The sequence below is a fragment of the Streptomyces sp. SID8374 genome (assembly GCF_009865135.1).
Classification (GTDB): Bacteria; Actinomycetota; Actinomycetes; order Streptomycetales; family Streptomycetaceae; genus Streptomyces.
In genome coordinates this window covers 3,978,685-3,997,930 of the sequence record NZ_WWGH01000001.1, presented here as the reverse complement: position 1 = coordinate 3,997,930, position 19,246 = coordinate 3,978,685, and the positions used below count along the sequence as shown (strand labels likewise).

Below are 19,246 nucleotides of genomic sequence, written 5' to 3'. Positions count from 1 at the left end.
GCACTGGAGCTGCTTGCCATGCCAGAGCCCCCACCGGTCTCCACACCCGTCTCCGCACCGGTCTCCATGTCGGCGACCCTCGCCGCCGACGAGGCCCTGGCCCGTCGGCGGCGGGCCGGGGAGCGGGTCCTGTCGATGGCGAGCGGGGAGATCGGCCTGCCCGTCCTCCCCGCCCTCAGGGACCGGCTCGCGGCGGCGGCCGACGAGAACGCGTACGGCTCCGTCGCCGGATCCCCCGCCCTGCGCACCGCCGTCGCCGGGTACTGGGAGCGGCGCGGCCTGGGCATCGACCCGGGGCTCGTGGTGGCCGGTCCCGGCAGCAAGTCGCTCCTCTTCGCCCTGCTGCTGGCCATCGGCGGGGACGTGATCGTGCCGGTGCCGAGCTGGGTGAGTTACGCCGCCCAGGCCCGGCTGGTCGGGGCGCGGCCCATCCCCGTACCGATCCGTCCGGGGCAGGGCGGGGTCCCCGACCCGGACCGGCTGCGCGAGGCGGTCACCGACGCGCGGGCGGCCGGGCAGCACCCGCGTGCGGTGGTCGTGACGGTCCCGGACAACCCCACCGGAACGGTCGCATCGGCCGCCACCGTAGGTGAGTTGGCGGCGGTGGCCCGTGAACTGGACCTCGTCGTCGTCTCCGACGAGATCTACTGCGACCTGGTGTACGACAGCTCCGAGCCCGCCGTCTCCCCGGCCCTGCACGCCCCCGAACGGACCGTCGTCACCACCGGCCTCACCAAGAACCTGGCGCTCGGCGGCTGGCGCACGGGCGTGGCCCGGCTGCCCGACAGCGAGCTGGGGCGTGCCCTGCACACCCGGCTCACGGCGGTCGCCAGCCAGATCTGGTCCTCGCCGCCCGCGCCGGTGCAGACGGCGGCCGCGTACGCCTTCGGGGAGCCGCCGGAGGTCACCGAACGGGTCGCGGCGAGCCGGCGGCTGCACGAGACGGTGGTGCGCGCGGTCGCCGCCCGCTTCACCGCCGTGGGCGCGCGGCTCGCCCCCGTGGCCGCGACCTGCTACCTCTACCCGGACTTCGAGCCCCTGCGGGAGCACCTGGCCGCAGCCCACGGCGTGCACGGCGGCGACGGCCTGGCCGCGCTGCTCTCCGAGCGGTACGGGGTCGGCGTCCTGCCCGCCACCGCGTTCGGGGAGGCCGCCCGCCCCCTGCGCATCCGCGCGGCGACCAGCCACTTCTACGGCGAGAGCGCCGAGCAGCGCACAGCGGCCCTGGAATCGGCGGACCCGCTCGCCCTGCCCTGGATACGGGAGTCCGTCGACCGGGTCGGCGAGGTCCTGGCCGACCTCACGGGGGCTCCGGTCCCCGCTCTCGCCCCGCACGCCTGATGTCACCCCAACTCACCGACGTACTGAAGGAGTCACCGATGCCCCACTCCCACCTCCCCGTCCTCTTCGAGGCCCTGTACGACGGCGCACGCCATGTCGGCTTCGGCCGCCCCGAGGAGGGCGTGCAGCAGACCCTGTACCGGGTGGAGGACGGCCAGGTCGCCGCCGCCTTCATCGCCACCGACGGCTCGGAGGAGGCGCTGCGGGCCGCGCTCACCGAGGGTGCGGCGACCGTCGTCGTCACGGCCGGGGACCCGGAGCTGCGCCTGCTGCCGCCCCTGCTCCCGCAGGCCACCGGCAACGCCCTACTGAGCGGTTTCATGGGCACGCACAAGAAGAAGTGGGGCGGCGAAACCGCCCCGGAGGACGGCGAGTTCACCCCGCCCAAGTGGTTCTTCAAGGGGTTCGGCGACTGGGTGAAGCTGCCCGGCGAGGATCTGGTCGTCCCGGCCCGCCCGGTCGCCCTCATCGAGGAGCCGGAGATCGCCCTCGTCTACGTCAACGACGCCGACGGCACCCCGCACTACGCCGGCTACACCTTCGGCAACGACCTGTGCGACATCGGCCTGCACCGCCAGGACCCGGGCTACAACCCGTACTGCAAGCTGTGCGACACCGCCCTCACCCCGTGGCTCTTCCTCGGCCCGCCGCCGCGCACGGTGACCGGCCGGGTCACCATCGTCCGCGACGGCGCGACGGCCTGGGAGGGCCCGTTCGACTGCGGCGACGACGCCCTCTACTACCGGATCCAGGACATGGCGGACCACCTGTTCACCTTCCCTGCGGTACGGCGGCCCGGGCTGGTCAACTACGTGCTCCTGGGCGCCGACGAAGCGAGCTTCCACGACGGGTTCCGGATCGCCGGCGGCGACCGCATCGCCATCGACGTGAAGAGCCACGGGGTCGCCTTCGAGAACCAGGTGCGGTACGTCTCCCCGGCCCCGTCCACCACCCCGGCCGCCGCTCCCGCGCCGGAGGCCGCAGAGGCACCGGCGCCTGTCGCCACGGCATGAACACCTCGTGAAGTAGGGCCGGTCGACCTGTGCAGACGCGGTCCGGCCCAGGCACGCTCTGAAAGTCACCGCCCCTTCAACTCACCTTTTCACAGCCGGACTTCCCAGGAGGAGACCGCACCGTGCCCGCCACCGCCAAGAAACAGGTGCATCTCGCAGCGCAGCTGCCCGGCATCCACAATGTGACCGTCTGGTCGGACCCGCGCTCCGAGAGCCAGATAGCCATCGACTCCTTCATCCGGCTCGCGCAGACCATCGAACGCGGCAAGTTCGACTTCTTCTTCCTTGCCGAAGGGCTGCGGCTGCGCGAGCACAAGGGGCAGGTCTACGACCTGGACATCGCGGGACGCCCCGAGAACCTGACCGTGCTGAGCGCCCTGGCCGCCGTCACCACCCACCTGGGCCTGGCCGCCACGGTCAACGCCACCTTCAACGAGCCGTACGAGGTGGCGCGCCGGTTCGCCACCCTGGACCGGCTCAGCGGCGGCCGGGCCGCCTGGAACGTGGTCACCAGCTACGACGCGTTCACCGGCGAGAACTTCCGCCGGGGCGGCTTCCTCCCCGAGGCCGACCGCTACACCCGGGCCGCCGAATTCCTCACCACGGCAAGGGAGTTGTGGGACAGCTGGTCGGGCGGCGACCTGAAGGCCGATGCGGCGACCGGTGAGTTCACCGCCCCCGGGGCCGGCCGCTTCGCCCACCGGGGCCAGCACTTCGACATCTCCGGCCGCTTCACCACCCCGCCCGGCCCGCAGGGCCACCCGGTGATCATCCAGTCCGGCGAGTCCGACGCGGGCCGGGAGTTCGCCGCGTCGGACGCCGAGGTCATCTTCAGCAAGCACAACCGGATCGACGCGGCCCGGGACTTCTACCGGGATGTGAAGCGGCGCCTGGCAAAGTACGGCCGGAGCCCGGACGATCTGCTGATCCTCCCCACCGCCAACGCGGTCGTCGCGGACACCGACGAGGAGGCCGCCGCGTACGCGGAGGAGATCAGCCGCGAGCTGGTCAGCCCGCAGACCGCGATCGCCCACCTGGAGGCGGTCTGGGGCCGCGACCTGTCCGCGTACGACCCGGACGGCCCGCTCCCCGACATCGAACCCGAGGACGACGCCCACTTCCTGAAGGGGCACTCCGTCTTCCGCAAGGGCCGGGCGGAGACGGCCCGGCAGTGGCGCAAGCTCGCCGAGGAGCGGAACTTCTCCATCCGGGAGCTGGTCATCGAGGTGGGCGGGCGCCAGACGTTCGTCGGCAGCCCGCAGACGGTCGCCGACGCCATCGACGACTACGTGCAGACCGAGGGCGCCGACGGCTTCGTCCTGGTCCCCCATCTGACGCCCGGCGGCCTGGACGACTTCGTGGACCGGGTGGTGCCGATCCTCCAGGAGAAGGGCGTCCACCGCGACGACTACACCGGCACGACGCTCCGGGACCACCTGGGCCTGTCCGCCGCACCCCGCCCGGCCGGATGGGGCGGCCCCGGACAGCCCCTGCGCGACGAGCGTCTGCGCGCCGAGTCCGTACGCGACCGTCCCGCACGCGACCAGCCCCTGCGCGACCAGTCCGTACGCGACCAATCCGTACGCGACCAGCCCCTGCGCGACCAGAAGGAGACCTCCGCATGACCGGCACGACCGGCGTGACCGACCCGAAGGGCGCCCCGGCCGCCGCCACGGGCACCCCCGATGGCGCCCCCCTGCACCTGGCGGTCGCCCTCGACGGCGCGGGCTGGCACCCGGCGGCCTGGCGCGAGGAGGGCGCCCGCCCCGGCGAACTCCTCGACGCCGCGTACTGGGCCGACCTGGTCGCCGAGGCCGAGCATGGCCTGATCGACTTCGTCACCTTCGAGGACGCGCTCGGCCTCCAGTCCGCCGCCTTCCACCTGCCCGACGACCGCACCGACCAGGTCAGGGGCAGCATCGACGCGGTGCTGCTCGCCGCCCACCTGGCCCCGCTCACCACGCACATCGGCCTGGTCCCGACCACCAACGTCACCCACACCGAACCGTTCCACCTCGCCATCGGCATCGCCACCCTCGACCACGCGAGCAAGGGCCGGGCCGGCTGGCGCCCCCAGATCTCGTCCCGCGCCTCCGACGCCGCCCACTTCGGCCGCCGCACCACACCCCAGCTCACCGAGGACGACGTCACCGACTCGGAGCTGATCTCCCAGCCGCTGCGGGCACTGTTCGCGGAGGGCGCCGAGGTGGTGGAGGCGGCACGGCAGCTCTGGGACAGCTGGGAGGACGGAGCCGAGATACGGGACGCGGCGACGGGCCGCTTCCTGGACCGCGACAAGGTCCACCACATCGACTTCCAGGGCGCGAACTTCAGCGTGAAGGGCCCCTCCATCACCCCGCGCACCCCCCAGGGCCAGCCGCTGGTGGTGAGCCTGGCGCACGCCACGACCCCGTACGAGTTCGCCGCGCTCAGCTCCGACGTCGTCGCCGTCACCCCGCACGACCGGCCGGGCACGGCGGCGATCCTCGCCCAGGTCGCCGAGGCGGTGGAGCGCACCGGCCGGGACGTGGTGGAACGCCCGCTGCGCACCTTCGCGGACCTCATCGTCTTCCTGGACGACGAACCGGGCTCCGCCGCACGCCGCAAGGCCCGCCTGGACGAGGTGGCCGGGGCCGAACTCGCCTCGGACGCCGAGATCTTCACCGGCACCCCCGCCGAACTGGCCGACCTCCTCCTCGACTGGCGCTCCACCGGCCTGGACGGCTTCCGCCTCCGCCCGGGCGCCCTGCCGCACGACCTCACGGCGATCACCCGGGGCCTGGTCCCGGAGCTGCAACGGCGCGGGGTGTTCCGTACGGAGTACGCGTCCACCACGCTCCGCGGCCACCTGGGCCTGCCCCGGCCCACCAGCCGCTACGCGAAGGCGGGTTGAGGCACGCGGCGGGCTGCGAAGGCGAGGCAGGCCCGGCCGTCACCGGCGAGGTCAGCCGGTCACCGCGCTCCGGTGCGAGGTCTCCAGGAGTTCCAGCTCGTCCACGGAGAGCCGCAGGGCTCCGGCGGCCACGTTGGCGGCGAGGTGGTCGAGGTCGCCGGTGCCGGGGATGGCCAGCACATGCGGGCCCCGGTGCAGGGTCCACGCCAGCCGGACCTGCGCCGGGCTCACCCCGTGCGCCCGCGCGACGGCGAGCACCTCGGCGGCCTCGGCCCCGGTCGCGCCGCCCTCCCCGCCGGCCGCGGCTATCGCGTAGAAGGGGACGAACGCGATCCCCTGCTCGCCGCAGTCCCGGACGAACGTGTCGTCCTCGGGCCGCATGCCGATCCCGTACCGGTTCTGCACGCAGACCACCGGGGCGATGGCCTGGGCCTCGGCGAGGTGGGCGGGGGTGACGTTGGAGAGGCCGAGGTGGCGGATGAGCCCGGCCCGGCGCAGCTCGGCCAGAGCACCGAAGCGCTCGGCGATCGAGTCCTTGCCGACGATCCGCAGGTTCACCACGTCGAGGTGGTCGCGGCCGAGCTGGCGGAGGTTCTCCTCGACCTGGCCGCGTAGCGCCTCGGGGGTGCGGGCGTGGTCCGCCCACTGCCCTGTCTCATCGCGGGCCGGGCCGACCTTGGTGGTGATCACGAGGTCGTCCGCGTAGGGGGCGAGGGCGCTGTTGATCAGCTCGTTGGCCGAGCGCAGCGGGGAGAAGTAGAAGGCGGCGGTGTCTATGTGGTTGACGCCGAGATCGACGGCCCGGCGCAGCACGGCGATGGCTGCCTCGCGGTCGCGGGGGACGGCGTCGGGCACGAGCGCCCCGCCGGTCTGCGGCAGCCGCATCGTGCCGAAGCCGATGCGGTTGACCGGCAGATCCCCGAGGGGCCAACGGCCGGACGCGGCCGCGGTGATCGGTGCGGTGGTGCTCGCGGAGCTCGTGGAAGTCATGCCTGAATGATCGCCGCCCGGCGGCCTCCCCGGCCATGGGGTTATCCCGCCGATCCACCCTGAGGCCGACCGGACCAGGCTCCTGGGGTGCGCCGAACCCGGGGCCGGAGACAGGCCGGAGCGCGGGCCCGGGGGCAGACCGGAACCGGGGTGCTGAGGCAGGCCGCACCCGAGCCCGGAGGCCCGCCGAACCGGGGCCCGACGGAAGCCCTCAGGCCTCTCAGGCCCCTTAGTCCCCTCAGTCCGTCACCGTGAGCGGACCGTACGCGTCCGGACGGCGGGTGGTCAGGAACGGGAACAGCTCCAGCCAGTCGCGGCGCGCGTCGAGGTCGAGGTCCGCGACCAGGACGGCGGGCTCGTCGCGGGGCGCCTGGGCCAGGACACGGCCGTACGGGTCGACGATGAAGGAGCTGCCGTAGAAGGTGAGCCCGTTCTCAGCGCCGATCCGGTTGGGCACGACCATGAAGGTGGCGTTGGCGATCGCGTTGCCGGTGATCACCTTCTGCCAGAGCGGCTGGGAGTCGAAGCCGGGGAAGCCGGGCTCGGAGCCGATGGCGGTCGGGTAGACGAGGACGTCGGCCCCGGCCAGCGAGTAGGCGCGCGCCAGCTCCGGGAACCACTGGTCCCAGCAGGTCGGCAGCCCGAAGCGGGCCTCGTCGACCGTGACCAGCGGGAAGGCGTCTTCGCCCGCGGGTCCGGCCCGGAACCAGTCGTCCTCGTAGTACCCCTCCGTGACCGGGATGTGGGTCTTGCGGGTGCGCTGGGCGAGGGTGCCGTCGGGGGCGACCAGGATCGCGGTGTTGTAGCCGAGGCCGTCGTCCTGGCCGCCGGGCGCCGGGGCCTTCTCGTACAGGGAGGCGTGGACGTACACCCCGTACTCGCGGGCGGCCTCGGCGGCGAAGGTGAAGGTGGGGCCGGTCAGCAGCTCCTCCGGCTCGGCCGGTGCGGGGTGGTCGGCGCGGCGGAGGACGGCGAAGTACGGCGAGAGCGTCAGCTCCTGGAGGCAGACGACCCGCGCCCCCTCGGCGGCGGCGAGACGGATGCCCTCGCGCAGGGCGGCGCGGTGCTCGGCGGGGTCGCGGTGCCACCGCTGCTGGACGGCCGCGACGCGCAGGGGGGCGCGCTCGGCGGGGCGGGTCCGGGTCGGGGAGGCGGGCGGGTTGTACGCGGTGATCAGACGCATGACCAGTTCCAGGGGCGTGGGGTGGGCGGGGTGGAGCGGAGGAGGTTGCCGGAACGTTCCGGCATAGGCCGAATCTAACCCTGCCGGAACGTTCCGGCAACCCTTCACCTCGTACGATCACCACCGTCTAGACTTCACCCCCGTGACCTCCCGGACCGTGACCCTGCTTGATGTAGCCCGCGCCGCCGGGGTCTCCAAGAGCACCGTCTCCGACGCCCTCCAGGGCTCGGGGCGCGTCGCGGAGGCGACCAGGAACCGGGTCCGCGCGGTGGCGGCGGAGCTGGGCTACCGGCCCAACAGCGCGGCCCGGCGGCTGCGCCGCTCCAGCACCGGGGCGATCGGGCTGCACCTGCCGCAGACCGCGACCCGGCTGGACTACTACATGAACCTCGCCTTCGGGGCCGTAGCGCGCGCCCAGGAGGAAGGGTTCGACGTGGTCCTGCTCGCCCCGGAAGGAGCGGCCGGCGGACCGGTCGCCTCACGGGTCGACGGGCTCCTGGTCATCGACCCCGAGGTGGACGACAGCGCCGTGCCGGGGCTGCTGGACGCGGGCGTTCCGGTGGTGACCGGGGAGCGCTACCTCGGCCCCTCCGCCGCCCCCACCGGTGCCGTGGTCTGCGACAACGCCGCCTCGCTCACCGCACTCCTGGACCACGTCACCGAGCGAGGCGCCCGCCGCCCCGCCGTCTTGGCCCCCGCGGGCACCTCCGCCTGGGCCACCGCCCTGCGCACCACCGCCGCCTCCTGGGGCCAGGAGCACGGGGTGGACGTGGCGCTGCGGACCGTGCCGTTCGCCGCCACCCCGGGTGAGGCCGAGGAGACCACGCTGGCCCTGCTGCGGGCGGACCCGGCGGTGGACGCGGTGATCTGCGCCCCGGACGGCGCGGCCCCGGGCGTCCTGCGGGCGGCGGCGACGCTGGGCCGTACGGTGGGCGGCGCTTCTGCCCGTACGGGCGAGGGGAGCGCCTCGGCCCACGCGGGCGGGACCACCCCGGGCCACGCGGCCGACGGGACCGGCATCCCCCTCCGTACCGCCGACGGGACGGGCACCCACCCCCGTACCCCCCTCCGCACAGCCGACGGGACCGGCGCTCACCCCCGTACCCTCCTCGTCGCCTCCTGCGTCGACGGCACCGCCACCCGCTCCGCCGAGCCGCCCGTCACCGCGGTCGACCTGCGCCCCGCCGCGTACGGGCGCGCCTGCGCCGAGCTGCTCTGCGACATCCTGGCGGGCCGCACCGAACCCGACACGGTCCGCCGCCACGCCTGGGCGCTGGAGACGCGGGCCTCCACCGTCACGCCCGCCTGAGCGGAACAGCGGCCCAACGCCGGAACACCCCCCACCCCCGCCCCCGGCCGATCAACTCACCCCCGCACACCGCCCGTTGTGGCATGGTGACGTTGTGGCGCGCATGCGCAGGGCAGGCGCCTTCCGAGGGAGTGTGTATGTCCACCGCGCACCAGGCGCCCGACATCCTGTCACCGGAGTTCGAGGCGAACCCCTACCAGGCCTACCGCCTGATGCGCGACGCTTTCCCCCTCTTCAAGCACGAGGCCACCGGGAGTTACGTGATCTCGCGCTACGAAGACGTCGAGTACGTCTTCAAGGACAGGAAGGCCGAGTTCACCACCGAGAACTACGACTGGCAGATCGAACCCGTGCACGGACGGACGATCCTTCAGCTCAGCGGGGGCGAGCACGCCACGCGCCGGGCCCTGGTGGCACCCGCCTTCCGGGGCAGCGACCTGCGGGAGAAGTTCTTACCCGTCATCGAACGGAACTCGCGCGAGCTGATCGACGGTTTCCGCGCCTCCGGTTCGGTCGACCTGGTCGCCGACTACGCGAGCCGTTTCCCGGTCAATGTCATCGCGGACATGCTGGGTCTGGACACAGCCGACTACGCGCGATTCCACGGCTGGTACACGGCTGTCATCGCCTTTCTCGGCAATCTGTCGGGCGATCCGGAGGTGGCCGAGGCAGGTGAGCGGACGCGTGTCGAATTCGCGGAGTACATGCTGCCGATCATCCGGGACCGGCGGGAGAACCCGGGCGACGACCTGCTGTCCACGCTGTGCACCGCCGAGGTCGACGGCGTCCGGATGAGCGACGAGGACGTCAAGGCGTTCTGTAGCCTGCTGCTCGCCGCCGGGGGCGAGACCACCGACAAGGCGATCGCCGGGATCTTCGCCAACCTGCTGCTCCACCCGGGGCAGTTGGAGGCGGTCCGCGCCGACCACGCCCTCATCCCCCAGGCGTTCGCCGAGACGCTGCGGTTCACCCCGCCGGTCCACATGATCATGCGGCAGGCGGCGACGGACGTGGAGCTCAGCGGCGGCACCGTACCCGCGGGAGCCACCGTCACCTGCCTGATCGGCGCCGCCAACCGCGACGGGAGCCGCTACCGCGACCCCGACACCTTCGACATCTTCCGCACCGACCTGACCACCACGACCGCCTTCTCGGCGGCGGCCGACCATCTCGCCTTCGCGCTCGGCCGCCACTTCTGCGTGGGCGCCCTGCTGGCCAAGGCGGAAGTCGAGATCGGCGTCGGCCACCTGCTGACCGCAATGCCCGACCTGCGCCTCGCCGACGGCTTCGACCCGGTGGAGCACGGCGTCTTCACCCGCGGCCCGAAGGGCCTGCCGCTCCGCTTCACCCCGGTGTCCGGCTGATCGCGGCGCCGCTCGGAGAACGCCAAGGTCCGCGCATCTTCCCGGACCTTGGCGACGACGACGGACCGACCGACGGACCGACCGGTGGGACGACGGTCAGGCGGCACAGTCGTACCGCTTGGTGAGCCTGGTGGCCACTTCCCGCATCACGGTCGCGTTGTTGCGCAGCGCGGTGTCCGGGTCGACGGGCGGCTTCTCCTTCAACCTGGCCAAGCGCTTCTCCTCCTGCGAGGGCACTTCAAGCCACGCCCTGATGTACGGGGCGGTCGAGCCCATACGGGCGGCGCAGCCGGCGGGCAATGTGACTGCGGCCTGGTCGGGGAGCGCCCAGCCGGTGAATCCGGAACCCAGGGGGACGGAGCCCTTCTTGTCGCCGGGGGCGCTCCGGGTATCCGCGATGACCAGTTTGTAGACCCCACGGGGGGAATCACCGTCCGGGTCGGCGCGCAGCACGTAGCACGATCTGAACACCGCGAAGTCAGTGGACTTGCCCTTGCTCTCCCACTCGTCCGCGCTGACCTCGCCCCCCTTGCCGTCGTCGATCAGCCCCGCCGTCTCCCGGGTGAGCGCACCGTGACACAGGGTCTGCGGCAGCGGCGGCTTCTCCTCCTCGTCAGGCCAGACACTCGCCGTCACCACGGCCACCCCGGCGACGCTCAGCACAACGGCCAGCGGCAGCCACTTCTTGTCCATCGGGCCCTGTCCCATCCAGCACGTTCCCGCCAGGTCTCGCGTCCAGCCCCTAGCTGGAGCCCGGGCAGCCCATCGCCGTCTTCACCTGGGGAACGAAGTCGACCACGAACGCCTCCATGTCGCTCCGGTGCGTGTCCCCGTCCTTCCCGCTCCTGTCGCGCGCGATGAGCAGCACCACCAGGTGATCGGCCTCCGGCAGACCGCACGAGGTGCTGATCATGACGTTCTTGTCGCCCATCGCACCGGCGCCGTCGAACGGCAGGGGCGCCATCTTCTTCCGGTTCGTGAACCGGAAGCTCTCCTGCTTGCTCATCGGGGCGTAGAACTTGTCGACCTGTTCCACGGTGAGGGAGACCGCCGGAAAGTCGTCCACGCTCATGTCGCAGTTGCTTCCGCTCTTCGTGACGACGGACGTATCGGTCACGTCGAGTTTCTCGCCGTCGGGAAGAAGAGCGGACAGCTCCTTCTCCCCCACCGGTACGCCGCACACTCCCTCCGGTATCGCGTACTCACGGGACGATCCGCACCCCGCCATGAGCAGGGAAAGCCCGCAGAACACCGCCAGAGCAGCCGTTCTGGCGGCTACGCGCTGCACGACACCGCCTTCTTGACGGCTTCCGTGTACTCCTTGGCGAAGCGGTCGATCTTCTCGCGGCGCCGGGCCGTGTCCTCATCCAGGCTCTCGCCGACGGTGAACTCGACGACGACGTAGCGCGAGACGTCGGAATCACATGCCGCGGCCACCATGGCATTCGTGTCGCCGATCGCGCCCTTGCCGTCGAACGGCAGGTCCTTCATCTCCTTCCGGTTCCGGAAGGGCTGCTTCTCCCTTTCGCCCATCGGGTCGGAGAATTCGTCGATCTGGCTGATGGAGAGGAACAGAATGCGCCGCTTGTCCACCAGGACACGGCAGGAGCTCACCGGGGGTTCGAGCGGTTCGGCCTGCTGCTCAATAGTCTTGCCGGGAGGGAGGACAGGATCGATCACACCCCCCTTCACCGGGATCTCGCAGAGGTTTTCCGGAAGGCTGTACTCCCGCTCCGCCTCCGTACTGCATCCGGCGGTGACGCCTGCGAGCAGGAGGGCAAGAACCGCCCAAGCGGCCCTGGGGAATCTGTTCACTACTTCTCGCCTCCGACCCCGTCTGCCTTGTGGTTCCCGTGGTCCGCCGCGTCCCTGATCTGGGTGTAGACGCCCCGGTCCTTGGAGAAGTCCTTCTCGTTCTCGGCCCACTCGGAATTCTCCGCGTACCAGTGATCGGCGATGGCCCGGAGCTGGAGGTTGCGCTCCTCGTGATTGGCCTTTCGGTCGTCGGTGGCCTTCTCGCCGATGCGGTTCCCTTCCTCCTCGGCCCAAGCCGCCGTGATCGCGTCGACTCCGCGCTGCGCGATGTCGCCGCCGAACTGGTTGGCGATCGCGCCGACCACGTGGTACCCCCAACGCTGATCCCATGAGGTGTCGCGCAGGTCTTTCGACTCGTCGGTATTGATCGTCAACTGCCGTGCCTGCTCCAGGAATCCCACGGTGCGTCCGGCATCCCGCAGAGTGTCCTCGGGGTGTTCCTTGTTGAGGTTGATGTCGGCGAGGATCGCATAGTTCATCTGCTCGTTGAGCAGGGCGTAGGAATCCTTGTTCCTGGATATCTGCTTTGTCACTTCCAGGAGCTGGTCCTCGTCCATCACCGAGGACCCCAGGGGGTCGCTCATGACCTTGTGCACCGTCTCGCCATGGTTCCCGAGCGCCCAGGCCATGTCGCGGCGCAGCTCCGGGGGGAAGTCGTCGCCCGTCTCGGCGAGGAAGCCCAGGGAACGCTTGAGCGCCTCGCGGTGGGCCTCCGTGTGTTCGACGAACGTGGCGCCCCCGGCCTCCGGATCGGAGATACCCGACACCGCCGCGAACATCGCCTTCCCCGTCGCCTCCAGCGCCGGATTGGGCCCGTCGTCCAGCGGTGTGTCGTCGAAGGACTTGCGCTCCTTGAGCACCCATTCCGCGTTGTCCTGCGGCTCCTTGGCGTTGAAGAACTCCGTCGAAGCGTCCGGGCTGTTGGCGAGCGCCGTCATGAAGCCGGTCATCGGGTCGCGGCCGAAGTCCTCGTCGCTCATGAAGTTCATCTTCGGCATGTTCGGGCCGCCGACGCCGCCGGACCAGAAGTTGCCGGGAAGCTTCATCTTCTTCTCGGTCTCGACCAGCGCGTTGCCGTACTTGTTGAGGAACGAGTCGTCGTAGTCCCCGACCCGCATGAGGTTGCTCATCAGCTGGAAGCCCCACACCTGCGAGCCGCGGGTCTGGTACCGCTCGCCCGCGAACTTCACCATGTCGTTCTCCCACGCGCGCATGGCGGGGCTGTCCGACTGGGTGGCGCCGGCGAGGGTGAGGCCGAGGTTCTTCTGGAAGTCGCCGAGCTGGTTGAGCTGGGTGCGGGCCAGGTCGTCGGGGGAGGAGACCTCGGTGAGGTCCGCCCAGAACTCCAGCACGCCCTTCGGGCCGAGCGTGGTGGCGAACTTCTCCTGGAACAGGGGGTCGTTCTTGTACGCGCCGAGCGTGGAGTTGAGGTTCCGGAACTCCTCGGGCGTCATCTCGTCGCCCTTGTCCTTGATGAGCTTCGCCGCCTCCTCCGCCTTCTTCAGCGCGTCGGCCGCCGAGTCCCGGTCCTTGTACTGGGCGCCGGAGAAGCCCACCTCGGCCTGGTCGGCGATGGCCTTCAGGACCTTCGCCGCACTCGTGTCGCTCTCGGTGGCCCGGTTCAGGATCCGCTGGACATCGTCGCGCAGGTGGTCCACGTCCTGCTGCGAGTGGTCGGCGACCTGGGTGCCCTTGGCCGCCCGGTCGGGGTGGACGACCATCGTGACGGTGAAGCCGCCGTTGCCGGTGGGCACCACCGTGATGTTCTTCTTACGGCCCCGCTCCAGCGCCTGGTCCAGCTCCGTCTTGTACTCGACGAGCTCGTCGCGGGTGTCCTTGAGGATGTTGTGGATCGTCGTCGCCTGCGTATGGGCGTCGCTGAACTCCCCCGCCGTCTTCGTGATGAACTCCCGGGAGACCGTGGCGTTCAGACCGGCCCAGTTCGCCTTGTCCGCCTTCGCCTTGAGGTCGTCGCGGGCGTCGGTGTCCAGCGCCTTCAGCTTGTCGACCACGCCCTTCCAGGCGGTGATGGCCTCGTTGAGCTGGGCGAAGTTCCCGTGGCGCAGGGTTTCGAGGTCCATCAGCGCTGGGTCCTCTCGGTGAACCCCTCGTCCAGGGTGGAGATGCTGCTGAGGGTGGAGTAGATGTGGTACTCGTCCCCGGCGTGGGCGTTCTTCGTGTAGTCCATGTGGTTGGAGATGTGCGCGCAGGCGTCCAGCAGCGAGGTGAGCTGCTTCTCCCATCTCTTCTGTACGTGGTCGAGTGCGCCGCCGAGGGCGAAGCCCTGGGTCGTGAGGTCCTTGGCCGCGCTCTGGCTGGGGGACCAGGCGTCGCGCCCGTCCTTGCCCAGCCTCTCGAAGAGCTTGAAGGCGCTGTCGCCCACGGCCGCCAGGTCCTTCTGGCTGACCTTGAGGTCGCCGCCCGGCGCTGCCCCGCCACCCTCGTCGGGTACCCGGTTGAGCTGCATGGCCGCCTGGCTCTTCAGCTGCTCCCACTCGTCCCAGGCCATGAAGGCTTCCTCCCCCGTGAGCACTGCCCTCGTACGTTCGATTTTCTCAACGTACCAAGAGCCCTCCGACGGCGATCAAGCCCTGGGCGCCCGGCCAGAAGGCCCCTGACCGCCCCCGTACGCCCGGCTTGCGTCGTATGCGATGGAGCGTGGGCGCCTCCGCCCTCGGCGCGGGTGCCCCGTCCTCAACACCCCACCCCATGAAGGGAATCGGGACGGAACCGGCTCCTCCGCGTCTCCGCAATGTGAACGTTCTGCGTCGAGTGGCAACTGGCGTGGCGAGCTTGACATTTCGCCGTGCGGCCGGTGATAAGATCATCTTACTTCCAGTGGGCTGATGGCGTATGGGGGCATTCCGGGAGGAATGAATTCCTCGGCCCCACCTTCGGAGGGGCACCTCCCGAAGCGGCGCACGGTCGTGGCGAACGAGCCCTGGCTGCGTGCCGCATGACGGGGTGTCAAGCCGTTTCCAGCCATGGCACTTGAAGTGAGTCTCATGACATTTCCACAGGGCCCCGTCATCTGGGCGCTGGTTGTCGTAGCACTGGTCGCCGTGGGTGCCGTCCTGCGGGCTCGCGCGACCAACATCAAACTGCGCAGACGCAACGCCGAGCTGAGCACGGAGCACGACACGCTCCTGCGCCAGCGGGACGAGCTCCTCGTCGTCCACAACGGCCTCCTCCAGCGGCAGGCCTCCGAGCTCGCCGAGGTCCGCAAGGACGCCGAGGAGGAGACCAAGGCGGTCCTCAAGGCGGCCGTCCGCACCCTCCAGGGCCTCGCCGACGAACAGCAGGTCGTGATCGAGAAGGCCCAGCGCAAGTACGGCGACGACCCCGGGATCCTCGCCGACCTGATGGCCATGGACCACGCCAACAGCCAGTTCGGCAGGCGCGCCCAGGGCATCGCTGTGCTCTGCGGCGGCTGGCTCGGCCGGCGCGAGACCGTGGCCTCCGTCTTCGACGTGGCACGCAGCGCCCAGGGCCGTATCCGCCACTTCGACCGGGTCCGGGTCAACGGCCAGGTGAACTTCTCGGTCGTCAGCCGGGCCGTCGAACCGGTCGCGGTGGTCCTCGCCGAGCTGCTCGCCAACGCCACCAACTACTCCGCCCCCGGCACCCCGGTGGAGATCAACATCCAGGCCGTGCCGACGGGCGTCTGCCTCATCGTCGACGACGCCGGCCTCGGCATGGGCCAGGAGGAGAAGGACCGCGCGGCGGCCCTCCTCTCCCCCCAGGCGGCGATCAGCGTCTCCAGCCTGGGCATCCCGCCGCAGTTCGGGTTCGCCGTCTCCGGGATGCTCGCCGCCCGCTACGGGTTCCGGGTCTCGGTGGACTCCGTTTCCCCCTATGGAGGCGTACGCGCGGTGGTACTGATCCCCGACGAGCTGCTCACCACGGAGGTGCCGCAGCCCGCCGCACCCGCCGAGGCGCCCGAGGCGTACGAGGACTACGAGGCGTACGGACACCAGCAGCAGGCCGCCCCGCAGCCGGAGCAGTGGCAGCAGGCCCCCGCCCCGGCGCCCACCCCGCTCTTCCCGCCGGCTGCGCAGCGCCAGGACACCGCGACCCAGCAGCTCGCCCAGATCACCACCACCTCCGGCGGGCTGCCGAAGCGTCGTCGCAAGAGCCCGGTCTCCGCCGTGCCCCCGGCCGCGCCGCAGCCGGTCCGCAGCAACGAGGAGACCGCCTCCCGCCTGGGAGCGTTCCAGCGCGGCACCCGCTCCGGGCGGGACACGACGACGACCACGGAAGGATCCGAGATCCAGTGAACCCTGATCTGTCCTGGGTACTCAACGATGTGCTCCAGGTACCCGGAGCCCGGCACGCGATCCTCGTATCCGCCGACGGCTTGCTGCTCGCCAACTCCAGCGAGATCGGCCGGGACGACGCGGAGACCGTCGCCGCGGCCATGAGCTCCATGCAGTCCCTCAGCCGGGCCGTCGCCCCCTTCATCGGCACCCGCAGCCCGGGCCGCTGGCGGCAGACGCTCCTGGAGTACGAGGACGGCTGGATCTTCCTCATCGCCGCGGGCACCGGCGCCTACCTCGCCGCCACCGCCGCCGCCGATGTGGACATGGAGGCGATGTCCTTCCGTATGCAGCAGCAGGTCACCGCGCTGGGGAAGGCGATGACCACGCCGCCCCGCCAGAACGCGGGCAGCGAGATATGACGGCACCGGGCGAGGAGGCCAGCGTCAGCAGCGGGTTCGTCCGGTCCTACGTCATCACCGGGGGACGGGGGCTGCCCGACGCGGACGAGCTCTCCCTGGTCACCCTGGTCACCCTCGCCCCCGACCGGCAGCCGCCGCCCAACCCGAGCCCCGAGGTCAGGGCGATCTGGGAGCTGTGTTCCGGCGGCTACCTCTCGGTGGCCGAGGTCGCCGGCCATCTCGGCCTGCCGGTCGGGGTGGCCCGGCTGCTGCTCCAGGATTTAAACCAGCAGGGACTTCTGCTGCGCCGCAAGGCGCCGCCGCCCGCCCAGCTCGTCGACAGAAAGATCCTCGAAGAGGTGTTGCATGGACTCCAAGTCCGGTTCGGCTGAGAGCATCTATGTGCCGGACGCGGTCCAGCGCGCGGCGAAGATCCTCGTCGTCGGGCACTTCGCCGTGGGCAAGACGACCCTGATCGGCACGCTCTCCGAGATCACCCCGCTGCGCACCGAGGAGCGGATGACCCAGGCCGCGGCCCAGGTCGACGATCTGCGCGGGGCGCCCGACAAGAAGACGACCACGGTCGCCCTGGACTTCGGGCGCCTGACCCTCAGCGACGAGCTGGTGCTGTACCTGTTCGGTACGCCGGGGCAGCAGCGGTTCGTGGAGCTGTGGGAGGACATGGCGCGCGGTTCGCTGGGCGCGCTCCTCCTGGTCGACCCGGCGCGGCTGGCCGACACCTTCCCGGTGATCGACCTGGTCGAGACGTACGGCCTGGAGTACGCGGTCGCCGTCAACAGCTTCGACCCGTACTCCCGGCACGCCGAGGACGAACTGCGCGAGGCACTCGACCTGCTGCCGTCCACCCCGGTCGTCTACTGCGACGCCCGGGACCAGAAGTCCTCCGCGCAGGCCCTGATCACTCTCGTACGGCACCTTCTCGCGCACGCGGCCTGAGCGCCCTCCCCCGCACACACCCCCAACCGAAGCCGGGGCATCCCCGTCCCCGCGATCACACCGAGGAAGCCGAACATGGACCCGTCGCCGGGAGCCACCCCGTACAGCGCCGCCCCCGCCGGGTGCCCCATGCACCAGCAGCAGACCTCGCTGTACGGGCCGGAGTTCGCCGCCGACCCGCACCGCGTGTACGACGCGTTCCGGGCGCACGGCCCCGCAGCACCGATCGAGTTGGCGCCCGGGGTGGACGCCACGCTGATCGTGCAGCACGAGGCGGCGCTGCGGGTGCTCCAGAATCCGGCGCTGTTCGCCCGGGACTCGCGGCGCTGGGCGGCGCTGCGCGAGGGCGCGATCCCGATGGACAGCCCGGTGCTGCCGATGATGATGTACCGGCCCAACTGCCTGTTCACCGACGGCGCGGAGCACCTGCGGCTGCGCAAGGCGGTCACCGAGTCGCTGGCACGGCTCAACAGCAGCCGGGTCAGCCGGGACGTCGAGAGGATCGCCGACTATCTGATCGACCAGTTCATCGAGCGCGGCACGGCCGACCTGCTCAACGAGTACGCCAAGCTGCTGCCGCTGCTGCTCTTCAACCAGCTCTTCGGCTGCCCCGGCGACATCGGCGACCGGCTCACCCGGTCGATGTCGGCCATCTTCGACGGCGAGGACGTGCTGCGCGCCAACACGGAGCTGACGGAGTGCCTGATGGAGCTGGTCGCGCTCAAGCGGCGCCAGCCCGGTGAGGACATCACCTCCTGGCTGATCCAGCACCCGGCGGGGCTGCGGGACGAGGAGCTGAAGGACCAGCTGGTGATGCTGATGGGCGCCGGCGTGGAGCCGGAGCGCAACCTCATCGCCAACGCGCTGCTGCTGATGCTCGCCGGTGACCAGCCGGGCGGGGCGGAGCGGCGCGGTTCGGGGATGCTCGTCGAGGACGCGCTGGACGACGTCCTGTGGAACAACCCGCCGATCGCCAACTACGCCACGCACTACCCGGTGCGGGACATCGAGCTGGACGGGGTGGTGCTGAAGGCGGAGACGCCGGTCCTGATCAGCTTCGCCGCCGCGAACAGCGACCCGTCCCTCACCGATGCCCGCCAGACCCTGAGCAAGGGGGCCCACCTGGCGTGGGGCGCGGGCCCGCACGTCTGCCCGGCGAAGTCGCCCGCCACCCTCATCGCGCTGACCGCGATCGAGAAGATCCTCAACACCGTGCCCGACCTCTCGCTGGCCGTCCCGGCCTCGGGCGTCGGCTGGCGTCCGGGCCCCTTCCACCGGGCCCTGATCTCGCTGCCCGTACGGTTCACCCCGACCGCCGCCCGCCGCACCGCGACCGGCGCGCAGCCGCCGGCCCCGACCTCGGCGCAGCTGTCCGACCCGTACCGGAACGCGGCGCCCCAGCCGGCTCCCGCCGGTCGTCACGCTGCGGAGCCGGCCAAGAAGCAGAAGGGCTGGTGGAGTTCGTTCCTGGACGTGTTCCGGGTCTGACGCACCGTCGGCCGCGTATGACTCACGGACCGACAATTCGCATATGACAACGGGCATTTGTGACGATTGCATGTGACGGGGGCAACAAAGAACGATGCTTGGCGCAGCTATCCGGAAGGGTAGGTTCTGGTCGGTAACCATGGGCCTAGGTCAAGGAACTCTGCGTGAGCATCACAGGCGGTACAACCAGGACCCCCGACGGGCGGCGCGCGGTCATCGGCCTTCTCCGCAGACTC

General features: G+C 71.1%; 18 protein-coding genes. 11 read left to right on the top strand and 7 right to left on the bottom strand.

Annotation, left to right across the window (positions count from 1 at the left end):
* The first annotated feature begins 18 nt into the window (after positions 1 to 18).
* The 4 genes from GTY67_RS17535 (at position 19) to GTY67_RS17520 (ending at position 5,247) form a co-directional block, all read left to right on the top strand.
* Positions 19 to 1,341, top strand: a complete 1,323-nt coding sequence (locus tag GTY67_RS17535) for a pyridoxal phosphate-dependent aminotransferase (RefSeq protein ID WP_161279280.1) — start codon at positions 19 to 21, stop codon at positions 1,339 to 1,341.
* A gap of 38 nt (positions 1,342 to 1,379) precedes the next feature.
* Complete coding sequence (locus GTY67_RS17530) at positions 1,380 to 2,354, top strand: fumarylacetoacetate (FAA) hydrolase (protein WP_161279279.1); 975 nt, start codon at positions 1,380 to 1,382, stop codon at positions 2,352 to 2,354.
* A gap of 122 nt (positions 2,355 to 2,476) precedes the next feature.
* A complete protein-coding gene (locus GTY67_RS17525; RefSeq protein ID WP_343238697.1) occupies positions 2,477 to 3,979 on the top strand; it encodes an NtaA/DmoA family FMN-dependent monooxygenase in 1,503 nt (500 codons plus the stop codon).
* Positions 3,976 to 5,247: an LLM class flavin-dependent oxidoreductase gene (locus tag GTY67_RS17520; protein ID WP_237502643.1), complete on the top strand. Its 1,272-nt coding sequence runs from the start codon at positions 3,976 to 3,978 to the stop codon at positions 5,245 to 5,247. The genes GTY67_RS17525 and GTY67_RS17520 overlap by 4 nt, the downstream gene beginning before the upstream one ends.
* 51 nt (positions 5,248 to 5,298) lie before the next feature.
* Here the strand turns inward: GTY67_RS17520 and GTY67_RS17515 are convergent, their stop codons facing one another.
* Both GTY67_RS17515 and GTY67_RS17510 read right to left on the bottom strand, forming a co-directional pair.
* Entirely contained in the window at positions 5,299 to 6,237 is a 939-nt protein-coding gene (locus tag GTY67_RS17515) for an oxidoreductase (RefSeq protein WP_161279278.1), read from the bottom strand.
* A gap of 238 nt (positions 6,238 to 6,475) precedes the next feature.
* The gene (locus GTY67_RS17510; RefSeq protein WP_161279277.1) at positions 6,476 to 7,420 is read right to left on the bottom strand and encodes a carbon-nitrogen hydrolase; all 945 of its coding nucleotides are present in this window, start codon (positions 7,418 to 7,420) and stop codon (positions 6,476 to 6,478) included.
* A gap of 142 nt (positions 7,421 to 7,562) precedes the next feature.
* On the opposite strand from GTY67_RS17510, the gene GTY67_RS17505 reads away from it, so the two are divergent.
* Complete coding sequence (locus GTY67_RS17505) at positions 7,563 to 8,729, top strand: LacI family DNA-binding transcriptional regulator (protein WP_161279276.1); 1,167 nt, start codon at positions 7,563 to 7,565, stop codon at positions 8,727 to 8,729.
* Between the two features lie 137 nt (positions 8,730 to 8,866).
* Positions 8,867 to 10,093 (top strand): cytochrome P450, encoded by a 1,227-nt coding sequence (locus GTY67_RS17500; RefSeq protein ID WP_161279275.1) that lies wholly within the window; start codon positions 8,867 to 8,869, stop codon positions 10,091 to 10,093.
* A gap of 96 nt (positions 10,094 to 10,189) precedes the next feature.
* Here the strand turns inward: GTY67_RS17500 and GTY67_RS17495 are convergent, their stop codons facing one another.
* From GTY67_RS17495 to GTY67_RS17475, 5 genes are all read right to left on the bottom strand, one after another.
* Complete coding sequence (locus GTY67_RS17495) at positions 10,190 to 10,801, bottom strand: hypothetical protein (RefSeq protein ID WP_237502642.1); 612 nt, start codon at positions 10,799 to 10,801, stop codon at positions 10,190 to 10,192.
* Between the two features lie 34 nt (positions 10,802 to 10,835).
* Positions 10,836 to 11,381: a hypothetical protein gene (locus tag GTY67_RS17490; protein ID WP_343238696.1), complete on the bottom strand. Its 546-nt coding sequence runs from the start codon at positions 11,379 to 11,381 to the stop codon at positions 10,836 to 10,838.
* Positions 11,369 to 11,773 carry a hypothetical protein gene (locus GTY67_RS17485; RefSeq protein ID WP_161279274.1) on the bottom strand — a complete coding sequence of 135 codons (405 nt, stop codon included), beginning with the start codon at positions 11,771 to 11,773 and terminating at the stop codon, positions 11,369 to 11,371. The genes GTY67_RS17490 and GTY67_RS17485 overlap by 13 nt, the downstream gene beginning before the upstream one ends.
* A gap of 134 nt (positions 11,774 to 11,907) precedes the next feature.
* Positions 11,908 to 13,989 (bottom strand): hypothetical protein, encoded by a 2,082-nt coding sequence (locus tag GTY67_RS17480; RefSeq protein WP_161279273.1) that lies wholly within the window; start codon positions 13,987 to 13,989, stop codon positions 11,908 to 11,910.
* Positions 13,989 to 14,417 (bottom strand): hypothetical protein, encoded by a 429-nt coding sequence (locus tag GTY67_RS17475; protein WP_093689905.1) that lies wholly within the window; start codon positions 14,415 to 14,417, stop codon positions 13,989 to 13,991. Before GTY67_RS17475 ends, GTY67_RS17480 begins: the two co-directional genes overlap by 1 nt.
* A gap of 496 nt (positions 14,418 to 14,913) precedes the next feature.
* Here GTY67_RS17475 and GTY67_RS17470 point away from each other — a divergent pair, with 496 nt between their 5' ends.
* The 5 genes from GTY67_RS17470 (at position 14,914) to GTY67_RS17450 (ending at position 19,010) form a co-directional block, all read left to right on the top strand.
* On the top strand, positions 14,914 to 16,185 hold the full coding sequence (locus GTY67_RS17470) for an ATP-binding protein (protein ID WP_161279272.1): 1,272 nt from the start codon (positions 14,914 to 14,916) through the stop codon (positions 16,183 to 16,185).
* The gene (locus tag GTY67_RS17465; RefSeq protein WP_030571107.1) at positions 16,182 to 16,586 is read left to right on the top strand and encodes a roadblock/LC7 domain-containing protein; all 405 of its coding nucleotides are present in this window, start codon (positions 16,182 to 16,184) and stop codon (positions 16,584 to 16,586) included. Before GTY67_RS17470 ends, GTY67_RS17465 begins: the two co-directional genes overlap by 4 nt.
* Complete coding sequence (locus GTY67_RS17460; RefSeq protein WP_093689853.1) at positions 16,583 to 16,957, top strand: DUF742 domain-containing protein; 375 nt, start codon at positions 16,583 to 16,585, stop codon at positions 16,955 to 16,957. The genes GTY67_RS17465 and GTY67_RS17460 overlap by 4 nt, the downstream gene beginning before the upstream one ends.
* On the top strand, positions 16,932 to 17,522 hold the full coding sequence (locus GTY67_RS17455; RefSeq protein WP_030571112.1) for an ATP/GTP-binding protein: 591 nt from the start codon (positions 16,932 to 16,934) through the stop codon (positions 17,520 to 17,522). Before GTY67_RS17460 ends, GTY67_RS17455 begins: the two co-directional genes overlap by 26 nt.
* 75 nt (positions 17,523 to 17,597) lie before the next feature.
* Positions 17,598 to 19,010 (top strand): cytochrome P450, encoded by a 1,413-nt coding sequence (locus GTY67_RS17450; RefSeq protein WP_161279271.1) that lies wholly within the window; start codon positions 17,598 to 17,600, stop codon positions 19,008 to 19,010.
* Positions 19,011 to 19,246: the final 236 nt, after the last annotated feature.